The sequence below is a fragment of the Streptomyces sp. NRRL WC-3549 genome (assembly GCF_000721935.1).
In the GTDB taxonomy this organism is placed as follows: domain Bacteria; phylum Actinomycetota; class Actinomycetes; order Streptomycetales; family Streptomycetaceae; genus Streptomyces.
This window is the reverse complement of the sequence record NZ_KL585427.1, coordinates 61,197-73,209: the sequence shown is the minus strand read 5'-3', so window position 1 is coordinate 73,209 and position 12,013 is coordinate 61,197. Positions and strand designations below refer to the sequence as shown.

Genomic DNA, 12,013 nt, shown 5'->3' with positions numbered 1-12,013 from the left:
AGATGTGTATAAGAGACAGGTACCGTTCGTAGGCTTGCAGGGAGGCGAGGCAGGTCAGGGTCGTGCCGACCAGGCAGACGCCGAGTGCCACGACGACCGAGACCGAGGCCGCCCTGCCCGGGGCACCCCCGACGCCCGCGACCGCGAGCCGGCCCGCCGCACCCGTGCGGCGCAGGGGCACGGCGACGGCCGCCAGCACCGGCCGGACCAGGCGTGGCCCGAGGGCGATCAGCGCCAGGAAGGCCAGCCCGCCCGAAAGCACCACAGTGGTCAGTGCCGCGAACCGGTCGTACTGCGTGTCGCCCGGCTGAGGCAGCGCCCCGTACTGCTGCCAGGCGAGCAGCGCGGCGCCGGCCGCGCACAGCAGGCCCAGCAGGGTCCGCCCGATGCCGCTCGCCCCGCCCTCGCCGGACGCCGCGCTCCGCAGGGCTTGCACCGGGGAGACCCGTGAGGCGGTCAGGGACGGGGCAAGGACCGCCACGACCGCCAGGAGGCCGGTGCCGAGAACGGTGAGAACGGCCTCCGCCAGCGGAACGTGGGAGGGGGCGAGCAGGTCGTGCCCGAAACGCTCGGCGACCGCGGGGGCGAGACGCCCGCAGCCCCAGGCCGCCGGCACACCGGCCGCACCGGCCAGCAGACCGACCACCGCCCCTTCGGTGACGAGCGCGGCGGCGAGCCTTCGCCGAGACGCCCCGATGGCGCGCAGCAGCGCCAGTTGGTGTACGCGCCGGGCGAAGACGATGCGGAAGGTGGAGGTCGCGACGAGAACGGCCGCGCCGACGGCGACGGCGAGGAAGACGGTGGCCAGCTCCAGGGTGTCCTTCGCCGCCGCCACCGCCTCGCGGCCCTCCTGGCCCCGCACCGCGTCCCCGGACCGCACCTGCGCCCCGGGCACCGCCTGCCGGATGCGCTCCGTCAGCTCCGCCGACGCGGAACCGGGCCCGGAGGACGCGGTGTCGGTGCGGACGTCGATGCGGGAGTAGCCCGGCACACCGAGCATCTCCCCGAGCTGGGGGCCGGGGGCGTAGCCCGTGGGTGCCGCCTCGTTCGTGGCGGTGCTGCGGACGATTCCGCTGACCTCGACCGTCACCCGTCGGCTGCCTTCGCCGTCGGGTCCGGGTTGCAGCAGGGTGAGCGACGACCCGGGAGCGAGACCGTACTCCCGCGCGGCCTGCGTGTTGACGGCGAGTCGGCCCGGGCCGGAGGGGTACGTGCCTTCGAGTAGCCGGACCTGCGACAGGGCGCCGGCGCCGGGGTCCGCGGACAGATCGAGGTAGCGTTCGACGGCGCTGCCGTCCAGCGGGCTGCCGCCGTCGAGCCTGCCGACGGCTTCGGTGACTCCCGGGGTCTCTCGGATCTCGCGGAGGCGGGCCTCGCCGATGTCCTCGCCGTCGCCGGGCGTCACCACCAGCGACACCGCTTCGGGTGTTCCGCGGAACTTCCCGATGACGGTGGCGGTGATGATCTGCTGGGCCGTGACGGCCCCGAAGACCACGAAGGCCGCGATCAGCAGCGACAGCCCGGTCGCCGTGAACCGTCCGGGTCTCCTCAGGAGTTCCGCCACCTGGGAGCCCAGGACCGTCGCACGCCACGGGGTACTCAAGGCCGCCTCCCCGTGGCGTCGGTGGTGAGCGCGGCGGCCCGTCCGGAGGGAGCGGTGTGCTCGTCCTTCACGACGCGTCCGTCGGCGAGGGTCAGCACCCGGTCCGCGTAGTGCGCGGCGGCGGGGTCGTGGGTGACCATCACGACCGACTGGCCGAGGTCGTCGACCGACCGGCGCAGCATGGTGAGGACCTCGGCGCCGGCCCGGGAGTCGAGGTTGCCGGTGGGTTCGTCGGCGAAGACCACGGCCGGCCGGGCCACCAGCGCCCGGGCCACGGCGACCCGTTGCTGCTGCCCCCCGGACAGCTCGGCGGGGCGGTGCGTCATCCGGTGGGCGATGCCCAGGACTTCGCAGAGGTGGTCCACCAGCTCGCGGTCCGGGCGCCCGCCGGACAGGGTGACGGGGAGCACGATGTTCTCGTAGGCCGTCAGCTGCGGCAGCAGGTTGAACGACTGGAAGACGAACCCGATCCGCTCCCGGCGCACCCGGGTCAGCTGCCGGTCGGACAGCCCCGCGATCTCCGTTCCGTCCAGGACGACGCTGCCGGAGGTGACGGTGTCGAGTCCGGCGACGCAGTGCATGAGTGTCGACTTCCCCGACCCGGAGGGCCCGACGACGGCGGTGAACCGTGCGCGCTGGACACGGACGGAGACCTCGTCGAGGGCCCGCACCTCGGCAGTGCCCTGACGGTAGACCTTCACCAGGCCGGTGGCCGTGATGACGTCGTTGGGCGTGCGGCCGCGGGCGGCGGCGTGGACAGCCATGGGTGACGGTCCTCGCGTTCCGGGTCAGGACCCGAGCGGCGGCATGGACAGGGTGACCCCGGAATCCGCGCAGTGTCCCTGCGCCTCCTCCTGGAGGTTCTTCACGTCCTTCGCGGACGGCGTTTCGGAGGACTCCTTGGCGGTCGCGAGCGCCCACCCCTCGTACTGGGAGATCTTGGCCCCGAGGTAGCCGTCCTTCATCTTCGCGCGGCGCTCGTCCCCGGCCGCCCGCCACCACTTCTCCGCCTCGGACGCGGGGGCGGTGGAGATCTCCGCGCCCTCGGTGATGATGCTCTGCGCCAGTCGGCAGTCCTCGGCGGACGCCTGGCTGAGCTTGTTGTGGTCCTGCCACCAGTAGACCGCCCCGGCGGCCACGGCCACGGCGATCACGGCCGCGGCCGCGCTGATGACGAGGCGGTTCCGCTTGCGGTTCTGCGTGGTGGGCGTGGTGGTCATCGGGTCCTCCGGTGTCTTCTCGGCCGCGTTCGGCGACAGTGAGAAGTCTGGAGTCCGGCGGCCTGCGGGGCATCGGCCACGCATCCGAGATCGGGCGCGGTGGATCTGGTCCGCGGGACGGGGCGGCGTCTGCACCCGTGGAGGCAGGACCCGGGGGCGCTTCTGCACCCTCAGGGGGAGGGGCGGACCAGTCCGGACTCGTAGGCGAACACGACGGCCTGGGCACGGTCCCGCAGATGCAGCTTCGCCATGAGGTTGCCCAGGTGCGTCTTCACCGTGGCCCCCGCGACGTACAACTCCTCCGCGATCTCGGCGTTGGACAGCCCCCGGGCGACCAGGGTGAGCACGTCCCGCTCGCGCGCGGTGAGGGCGTCCAGCCGTTCGGTCTGCCCGTTCGCCGGTGCCAGCCGGTCCGAGACCCGGTCGAGGAGCAGCCGGGTGATACGCGGCGCCACCACCGACTCCCCGGCGGCAAGGACCCGGATGGCGTTCACGACCTCCGCGGCGGGGGCGTTCTTCAGCAGGAAGCCGCCGGCTCCGGCGCGTAGTGCCGCGAACGCGTCCTCGTCGTTGTCGAAGGTGGTCAGCACCAGCACGCCGGGGGGATCGTCCAGCCGCATCAGCTGCTCCGTCGCCTGGATGCCGTCCATGACAGGCATGCGGATGTCCATGATGACGACGTCCGCCTCGACCCGGTGCAGCAGGTCGAGGGCGTCCGCCCCGTTCTCCGCCTCACCGACGACCTCGATGTCGTCCTGACCGGCCAGCACCATGGAGAAGCCCGCCCGGATCAGCGGCTGGTCGTCCACCACGGCCACCCTGACCGGCCTGTCCGCCCGCGTCATCACTTCGTCCTTGTCGGAATCGAGGCACGTACGTGCCATCCGCTGCCGAGCCGGGGCCCGGCCTCGAAACTGCCGCCGGCGAACTCCACGCGCTCCCGCATCCCCACGAGTCCGTTCCCTCCGAAGTGCCCACCGACGCCGCGGCCGACGAGGGTACCCGCCCCGTCGTCCACCACACTGATCAGCAGGGTGCCCTGCTCCTCATGGAGCCGGATGTCGACCGCGGCGCCGGACCCGGCGTGGCGGAGCACGTTGGTGAGGCTCTCCTGGACGATACGGACGGCCGTCATCTCCTCCGCCGACGACAGCCGTCCTTCCTCGACCTCGACCGACACGTCCACGGTCAGCCCGGCGGTCCGTGCGCGTTCGGCGACGACCCGGACCTCGTCGAGGCCGACCGGACGACGTGGCGGGTCGTCGTCGGCAAAGTCGCTGTCGCCCTCGCGCAGTACCCGGACGATGCGGTGCATGTCGTCTATCGCGTCCCGGCCCGTGGCGGCGATCGTCTGCAGGGCGGACCGCGCCATGTTCGGCGACTTCCCCAGCACGCACTCGGCGCCGTCGGCCTGAAGGATCATCACGGCCAGGCTGTGGGCCACCACGTCGTGCAGTTCACGGGCGATCTCGGCCCGCTCCCGGGCTGCGGCGAGCTGGACCCGCTGCTCCTGTTCCCGCTCGACGTGCCAGGCGCGGGCCGCCTGGCTCTCGGCGTAGAGCCGCCGCGTGTGCAGGACGAAGGCCGTCAGCCAGACGGTCAGCGTCAGTCCCCAGAAGATCAGGAGCGCTTCGAGATCGACGAACGGCTCGATGCCGAGAGCCGGCACCCCCACCGTCCCGGCCGCCGTGGCCAGCAGCACCACGGCGCCCGCGAGGTACGGCGACCAGGTCGTCCGGGAATGGTGGATGACCGACATCATGGCGAACAGCACGGCCACGTCGTACGCGGCCGGCGCCGACACCAGCGGCATGTCGCCCAGTCCGGCAAGGACGAACTGGGCGACGCACAGCACCAGGACGGCTGCCATCACCGTGCCGGGGAACCGTCTGCGGGCCAGCAGACACAGGGCCATCAGCCCGCCCACGGCCAGGTCGTACTCAGCGCTGTAGTAGTCCGCCGCGACCAGGACCACCAGCGCGACACCGATGTCGCAGGCCCGGGCGACGGCGCGTCCGTACCGGCCGGGCAGCGCCATCCAGGCCGACGGGACCGGCACCGTCTCCCCCTCGATCAACCGTCGTGCCTTTCTCCTCCGGGCAGAAGCGCAACCGCGTGGCCTTCGGCGCAAGTGCCGTCGTTCCGCGAGAACTTCGCGATGAGGTCGGTGCCCTCACGCGCCCATCTTGCCTCAGCGCGGGACCGGCGTACGGCCCCGCGGCGGCGGGCGTCCCGGAATCGGGGGCGCCCCGGGCCGGTGGCGGTTCATCGAGCGTCCCCGGAGCCGGCTCTGCGGAGTGCGGACGGCTCCGACGACGGCGGTCACGCGGTCGGGGAGGACGCGGCACCCGCCCCGGCTCCCACCGCTGCCCCCTCACGTCGTTCCGACCATCAGGGCGATACCCGCCAGCATCGCGGTCGCCGCCGCTATCCTCGGGCCTCCGAACCGTTCCTTGAACAGGAACGCGGAGATGGCGGCGCCCGCTATCACGCTCGATTCACGCAGTACGGCGACCGGTGCGAGGGGCGCCCGCGTCTGGGCCCACAGGATCAGGCCGTACGAGACGACGGACAGCACACCGCCGAGCAGCCCGGGCAACAGGACCGGCCGCAGCCGGACGGCCAGGCCGCTGCGCAGCCTGGCCGCGGCGTAGAGGGGCACGGCCGAGCCGTCCAGGATCATCAGCCACGCGATGTAGCCGAGGGCCGCGCCCGCGTCGCGTACCCCGACGCCGTCGACCACGGTGTACGCGGCGATGGTCAGCCCGGTGGTGGCCGCCATGGCGACCGCCGCCCACTCCGGCCGCCGGCCCGGGCGGCCGCGTACGCCCCACACCGCGAGGCCGATGAGGCTCAGGGTGACCACGGCGACTCCCGCGGTCCCGGCCGTGCCCATCCGCTCGCCCAGCACGAAGACCGAGAACACGATGACCAGGACGGGGGCGACGCCGCGGGCGATGGGGTACACCTGCCCGAAGTCCCCGAGCCGGAAGGAGCGCATGAGCGCGACCTGGTAGCCGACGTGCAGGACCACCGAGGCGATCAGGTACGGCCACGCGGCGGGGTGCGGCAGCGGGGCCAGGAGCGCCAGGACGGCACCGGACGCGGTGCGCCCGGTACCGACCAGGGTCAGGCAGGCCAGTTCGTCCTTCACCCGGTGGGTGATCGCGTTCCAGCCCGCGTGGGTGACCGCCGCGAACAGCACCACCGCCGCGACGCACGGAGTCACCTGGACGGCCCCGTCGCGGCCTCGGCCAGCTCGGAGAGGACCTCGGCACGGACGGACGGGTCGAGCATGTCGACGTTGGCGCGGTAGCAACGGGCGTCCGCCACCAGTTCGGACAGCTGTCGCTTCATGGTGCGCAGCGTGTCGGTGAACTTCTCGAAGTCGCCGCCGTGATGGGCCAGCAGGTCGTCCTTGAGGCCGTAGTTCGTCACGGCGGACGCGAACTGGTCGAGGAACAGCTCGGCCTGCCCGGCGGAGATCCGCTCGAAGCCGCGATGCCCGTCCGGGTCGTGGTCGGTGATCACGATGTTGCGTATGCGGCCCGAGTCGGCCGGTGTGCCGGGGAAGAGCAGTTCCGGGGCGGCCACGTAGTCGCCGCTCTCCAGATGGGGAGTGAGCCGGTGGCTGTCGATCAGGTCCGCCAGGTGCGGGGCCCGCCGCACCCGCACCGCCGAGGGGACGGCGAACGCCTCACCGTCCCGCACCAGCACATGGGTGTTGGTCAGGAAACGCGCGCCGTCCAGGCACGCCTGCGTCAGGAAGACGGTCTTGCCGCCCCCGTTCGGGCCGACGAGCAGGGTCGCGCCGCCCTCGTCGAAGGTGAAGCCGCCCGCCTTGAGATGGAGGTAGCCGTGGTCGACGGAGAACTCGGTGAGGATCCGTTTGACGAAGTACGGCCAGACCGTGCGCTCCAGGCGGCGGCCGAAGACGTACAGGCGGTGCCCTTCGGTGATGAGATGGGCGGGATCGCCGAAGATGTGGTTCAGGTAGTAACCGGACCGGAAGCGCTTGGCCCGCAGGGTGCGGTCGGACCGGGCGAGCAGATCCTCGACGCGGAACGTGTCACGGTCCAGGTCCACGCAGTGGATCTCGTAGTCGGCCGGCGGGGACTGCGCCGACTCGGGAAGGAAGCGGGAGAAGTAGGCGTACGCGTCGAAGTGCTCCAGGTTGCTGGAGATCCGGACGCTCAGCCGGTTCAGGTCCACCAGCTTCGACGAACGCACCGGCAGGGTCCGGAGGTCCGGTCTCACGAGGCCTCCAGACTGCCCACCGCGGCGACGATGCGGTTCACGGTGGAGAACGTCTCCCGGGTGAGCAGGGCGTCGGGGAACTCGATCCCGAACTCGTCCTCCAGCCCGGCCATCAGCGACACGGCGCGCAGCGAGTCCAGGCCCGCCCCCCACAGTTCGGTGTCGGGGCCGACGGCGGAGCCGTCCACGGACGCGCCGAGAACCGGCAGCAGAACGGAGCGGACCCGGAGTTCCAGGGCCGTGGCGGTGCCTTCCATGATGAGGTGACTTCCTTTCCGAGGCGGTGAGGGCCCCTGGCACCCGGGTGCAGGAGGCTCCGGACCGCTGGGGCCCGGGGGTGTACGCCCAGCCCGTGGGCGTACACCGGTGGTCGAGGAGGAACGGTCAGGCCACGGCTTCGGCGCGGAAGCGCGCCACGAGCTGCTGCGGGGTCCACTCCACCCGCCGGCCCGCGTGGGCGCCTCGCGGGGCGCAGCGGACGTGCACCAGGGAGGGGGCACCGCGCTCCGTGCGCACGTCCTCGAACTCGTCGGCCGAGGAGACGCGGTGGGCGGCGCGGTACCCGGCGGCGAGCGCGAGGGCGGCGGGGTCGCCGATGCGGACGGGCCGCTGCCCGCCCGTGCTCTCGTGCAGCCCGTTGTCCAGCACCACGTGGACCAGGTCCGGGGCGTGCTCGGCGATCATCGGGAGCACGCTGAGGTTCATGGCGAACGAACCGTCGCCGTCGAGCACCACGACGTGTTTGTCGGGCCGGGCGAGCGCCACCCCGAGGCCGACGGGCGCGGCCATGCCCATGGAACCGACCAGGTAGAAGTTCTGCGGCCGGTCGGCGATGCCGAACAGGTCGCGGGTGATGAACCCGCAGGTGGAGACGTACAGGGAGGTGGGGTACTTCTCGGTCACGGCGCGGATGGCGTCCTGGATGCCGAACATGTTCAGATGCCTTCCTTCACGAGGAGGACGGGGGTGTACCGTCCGTCTTCGGCCTTCGCGAGGCACCGGTCGACGGAGGCGTAGGGCTGCTCCGGGACGAACACGGTGTGGCGGAGGCCGAAGACGTCCAGAAGACTGGTCAGTTCGCGGCCGATCACGTCGTGCTCCACCGCGTCGTCGCCGTCGTGGCCGCGCCAGCTGACGATCAACGGCACATGGAGGTCGTAGATCAGGTTCAGCGACGTGAGCACGTTCAGCGAGTAGCCGAGACCGGAGTTCTGCATGAGGACGACCGGCCTGGCCCCGGCCGCGGCGAGCCCGGAGGCGACACCGAGCGCGGAGTCCTCGCGCGGCGCGGGGAGGTAGGACAGGTCCCGTCCCGGCGCGGCACCGTCTTCTTCGAGCACCCGGAACACGCCCTTGAGCAGCGAACAGGGTACGCCGGTGAAGTGGCTGAACCCGCGGTCCACGAAGGCCTGGACGAGCTGTTCGGCCGGGGTGCCCCGGCGGTCCGACGGCTGCGCCGGCGGTGACGGAAGGATGGTCGAGGCGTGTGTCATGAAGAACTCTCTTCTGGGGGAACAGGCGCCGCGCCCTGGTGGGGGCGCGGCGGCGGATCTCTTACGGCCAGGCGTTGAGCTCGGGCAGCGGGGTGCCGTCGGACGTGGTGGGCGGGGTGGCGGCCGGACGGCCGGAGATCCACGCGGCGAGGGAGGTCAGCGGGCCGCGGACCACCACGCCGTCACCCGCGCCGGTGCTCCACTCCTGGCCGGTGTCCTCGGCGACCAGACGCGTCCCCTCGGGCAGGCGCGGCCGGAGGAAGTACACGACGTGCGAGGAGAGCGCGGTGCTCCACTCCTCGGAGCGGCGGCCCACCCCGAGGTCGACCGTGTGCAGTTCGCTCTCGCGCCACCAGGCGAGCTGGGTCGCGAACAGCGGCGAGTCGCGGTACGCGCAGGGCAGGCTCCAGCCGTCGGGGCCGAGAGCCGCCCACGCCTCCTCCAGGGCGTCCAGGCCCTCGGAGAGCTGCTCGCGCAGCCACTCGACGGGCTTGCCGTGAAGTTCCTCGATCCGCCGGTCGCGGGTCGGCCGGCCGCCGTCGTACACCTCGACGGTCCTGCCCTCCACCGCGTAACGCGCCTGACGGGCGAAGGCGTTGGAGAGGTCCGCGAGGTGGATCAGTACATGGCCGCGGGTCCATCCGGGAAGCTCGATCGCCTCACGTGCGGCCTCCTCGGTGAGCGAGGCGGCCTCGGCGCGCAGTCGTTCGTGTGCCGCGGTGATCTCCTTGAGGCGTCCGGGGACGTCGATCTCCCCGTACTCCACCGCGCTGTAGTCCGTGTTGCTCATGCCAGGGTCCTTTCGTGTCGCTGCGGCTCCGTGCCTGTCGGGGCCCCCTGCGGGATGAACGCGTTGATCCAGCAGAGGATGTCCCGGATGACATGGTGGTCCTTGTTCGGCCGGAGCGCGCCGATCTGGTGGTACATCACACCTTCACTGGGCGGTCCCAGGAAAGTGATCCGCGGCTCAACGGTGCCGTCCGCCCTCACCGGGTGGAACTCCGGGGTGAGGTCGAGGCCGCCGGGTACGAAGTCGGCCTCGCCGACACCGGGGTTGGCCCACTTCCGGACGAGGCCGCGCCTGAGCAGGTTGGGGTAGACCGGCATCACGTCGCGCTCGGCGTCGAAGGCGTGGACCCGGGCGTCGACCAGGACGTCGGCCCACTTGGTGGAGCCGGTCACCCGGCCGTCGACACGGAACCTCCCGGCCTCCTCGTCGGTGCCCACGCGGGCCTCGGGGCCGACGGAGACGTCGACGTGGCCGGAGCGGATCAGCGCCGCCACCTTCTCCATGGCCTCGACGGACGCGCCCTGGCAGAGCCGGTTGTGGTGCGGGGTGTACACACCGAGGAAGGTGCGGTGCGAGGAGGCGCGCAGACCGCCGAAGTCGACCGCGTCGATCACCACACCGCGCAGGTCGCGCCAGGCCGCGTCGGCCGCCGCCTTGGCCGGGTTGCTGAGGTTTCCCTGGGAGGCCCAGCGGATGTCGACGTCCAGGAAGTCGAGGAACGTCTCCACGTACTCCTCGGGGCCGGCATAGCCCGTACGGGGGACGGGGCTGATCGTCCTCTCCCAGGAGAACACGTTCTCGGCGGCGCGTTCGGCGTGCCGCCACGGTGAGCGGGCGGCGGCGACGGCCGCGGCGAACTCCCGGGGGCGCCCGGCGTGCGTCAGCAGCCGCGCCGTCTGCTCGGCGCCGTACACCACGGTGAGGAACGTCCGCAGCGCACCCTCCAGGACCGGCTGCCCGGCAACGGTGCGACGGCCCGACAGCGCCTCGTCGACCTGGGCGGCGACGGACCGGGCCAGCTCGTCGAGGGGGGCGAGGAGGAAGGCGGCGGCCTCGTGGTGGTCGGAGAACGCCTCGGCGTCGGCGAGGAACTTGTCGTACGCGGGCCGCACGACGCGGACGGCCGACTCGCGGAACTCGGGGCCGTACAGCGTGCTGTAGTAGATCAGCGCCATTTCGAGGTGCACCAGCGGGAAGACATGGGCCTCGAAGTCGAGCTGGAGCTTCTCGTGTCCGCCGATGACGTTGACGACCCCCACGGTGCGGCGCAGCTCGGCGACGGCGGCCGTCGTGAGGAACGCGCCCTTGTACTCGAGGGTCGCGATGTCGCGTTCCTTCTCGTTGTACGGCCGGGCGAAGGTGAACAGGCCGGAGCGGCTGAACGCCACGATGGAGTCGGGCTCGGCCCCGGTCGGCCGGTAGCGGAGCTGCCCGTCCCCGTCGCGTTCGAAGGTGCCGCCCCTGCCCTCGGTGAGGTAGAGCAGTACGTCGATGCCGGTGAGGCCCATGCCGAGGCAGGCGACCGTGGTGCCGGGCCCGGTGCGGGCCGGGTCCAGGGAGCGCTCCAACGGATAGGCGTTCGGTATCAGGTGCTTCCCGTGCTGGGCGGCGAAGGCGGCCCAGGCGGCCTGGTGGGGGTCGAGCTCCGGGCGGTTGGACGAGTGGCCGGTGAGCATCAGGACGTAGTCGGCCTCGTACGGGGCGGCGCCGTCGGCGGTGAGTAGGGCGAACCGGTCGCCGCGCTCCTCCAGGTCGACGACCTCGGACCGCCGGAGCGTCACCGTGACACCGTCGGAGGCCCGCAGGATCTCCACGTACCGCTTGAACTGGTCCTTGAGGGCCAGCCCGTGCACATAGCGCTTGGGCCAGTCCTCGGCGGCCAGGTCGAAACGCGGGTCGCCGGTCTCCTGGAACTTCTTCCTGCACCAGTCCAGCAGGGTGGGCCGCTCGGCGGCGGGGAGCAGCGGTCCCGCGTCGACGACGGACTCGTCGGCGGCGAAGGCCACCTGGCCGACGACCCGGTTGAGGTAGCTGGTCCTCGTCTGGTCGGGGCTGTGCACCTGGCCGGGGCCGAACTCGCCGGAGAGGTCGTAGACGACGATCTCCAGCGGTGCGGACGTGTCGTGGGCGTGCACCAGGGCGGCCAGCCGCTCCAGGACGTACGTGCAGGTGGGGCCGCCGCCCACGATCGCCAGACGAATCGGCGTGGGGTTCACGGAGGTGTCGGTCGTCACCGGTTCACCACTCCCTCTCTCTTGATCGGCCGGAAGATCAGGCATGCGGGGACGTGTGCCGGGCCACGACGGCGTCGAGGGCGGCGAAGAAGCCGGTGAGATCGGCCTCGGTGAGCCGGCCCATGTTCGCGAGCCGGAACACTCCGGCGGACTTCCCCTGGGTGGCGTAGATGACGTATCCGAACTCCTTGAGACCGTCGTGGAGTTCGTCGTACGTCATACCGTTGGAGCTGTCTCTTATACACATCTCGCCCTGCTGACTGGGAAGACGCTGACCGATCAGTCCTCTCCGCGCGAGCGGAGGTGAGCCTCCAGGTCGCGGCGGTCTGCCGCACGGGTGTCCTCTCCGCGCGAGCGGAGGGCCCGGCCTTGACGGCCGGTACGCCTGCGGAGTCCTCTCCGCGCGAGCGGAGGTG

Annotated in this window: 13 protein-coding genes; all 13 read right to left on the bottom strand. The window is 71.9% G+C overall.

The genetic code is table 11. The features are described 5' to 3' along the window. Positions 1 to 1,603 (bottom strand): ABC transporter permease (locus tag IH13_RS0129430; RefSeq protein WP_158791385.1); only part of this gene is annotated, 1,603 nt, incomplete at its 3' end. Beyond that, positions 1,600 to 2,367: an ABC transporter ATP-binding protein gene (locus IH13_RS0129425; RefSeq protein WP_051835969.1), complete on the bottom strand. Its 768-nt coding sequence runs from the start codon at positions 2,365 to 2,367 to the stop codon at positions 1,600 to 1,602. The genes IH13_RS0129425 and IH13_RS0129430, both read right to left, overlap by 4 nt. 24 nt (positions 2,368 to 2,391) lie before the next feature. After that, positions 2,392 to 2,823: a hypothetical protein gene (locus tag IH13_RS0129420; protein ID WP_031089086.1), complete on the bottom strand. Its 432-nt coding sequence runs from the start codon at positions 2,821 to 2,823 to the stop codon at positions 2,392 to 2,394. Positions 2,824 to 2,993: 170 nt separating this feature from the next. Then, entirely contained in the window at positions 2,994 to 3,668 is a 675-nt protein-coding gene (locus IH13_RS0129415) for a response regulator (protein ID WP_031089084.1), read from the bottom strand. Further along, on the bottom strand, positions 3,668 to 4,900 hold the full coding sequence (locus IH13_RS0129410) for a sensor histidine kinase (protein WP_031089083.1): 1,233 nt from the start codon (positions 4,898 to 4,900) through the stop codon (positions 3,668 to 3,670). Before IH13_RS0129410 ends, IH13_RS0129415 begins: the two co-directional genes overlap by 1 nt. Positions 4,901 to 5,197: 297 nt before the next feature. After that, on the bottom strand, positions 5,198 to 6,052 hold the full coding sequence (locus IH13_RS0129405) for an EamA family transporter (RefSeq protein WP_031089082.1): 855 nt from the start codon (positions 6,050 to 6,052) through the stop codon (positions 5,198 to 5,200). Beyond that, complete coding sequence (locus tag IH13_RS0129400; protein ID WP_031089080.1) at positions 6,049 to 7,080, bottom strand: FomB family phosphonate monophosphate kinase; 1,032 nt, start codon at positions 7,078 to 7,080, stop codon at positions 6,049 to 6,051. Before IH13_RS0129400 ends, IH13_RS0129405 begins: the two co-directional genes overlap by 4 nt. Next, positions 7,077 to 7,337, bottom strand: coding sequence for a phosphopantetheine-binding protein (locus IH13_RS0129395; RefSeq protein WP_031089079.1), 261 nt, complete (start codon positions 7,335 to 7,337; stop codon positions 7,077 to 7,079). The genes IH13_RS0129400 and IH13_RS0129395 overlap by 4 nt, the downstream gene beginning before the upstream one ends. A gap of 127 nt (positions 7,338 to 7,464) precedes the next feature. Further along, positions 7,465 to 8,013 (bottom strand): thiamine pyrophosphate-dependent enzyme, encoded by a 549-nt coding sequence (locus IH13_RS0129390; RefSeq protein ID WP_031089078.1) that lies wholly within the window; start codon positions 8,011 to 8,013, stop codon positions 7,465 to 7,467. Between the two features lie 2 nt (positions 8,014 to 8,015). Next, positions 8,016 to 8,573 (bottom strand): thiamine pyrophosphate-binding protein, encoded by a 558-nt coding sequence (locus tag IH13_RS0129385; protein WP_082317755.1) that lies wholly within the window; start codon positions 8,571 to 8,573, stop codon positions 8,016 to 8,018. A gap of 61 nt (positions 8,574 to 8,634) precedes the next feature. Then, entirely contained in the window at positions 8,635 to 9,363 is a 729-nt protein-coding gene (locus IH13_RS0129380; protein WP_031089075.1) for a maleylpyruvate isomerase family mycothiol-dependent enzyme, read from the bottom strand. Continuing rightward, a complete protein-coding gene (locus IH13_RS0129375) occupies positions 9,360 to 11,597 on the bottom strand; it encodes an FAD/NAD(P)-binding protein (protein ID WP_031089073.1) in 2,238 nt (745 codons plus the stop codon). The genes IH13_RS0129380 and IH13_RS0129375 overlap by 4 nt, the downstream gene beginning before the upstream one ends. Before the next feature lie 37 nt (positions 11,598 to 11,634). Further along, positions 11,635 to 11,844 carry a hypothetical protein gene (locus IH13_RS0129370; RefSeq protein ID WP_199814884.1) on the bottom strand — a complete coding sequence of 70 codons (210 nt, stop codon included), beginning with the start codon at positions 11,842 to 11,844 and terminating at the stop codon, positions 11,635 to 11,637. Positions 11,845 to 12,013 lie beyond the last annotated feature (169 nt).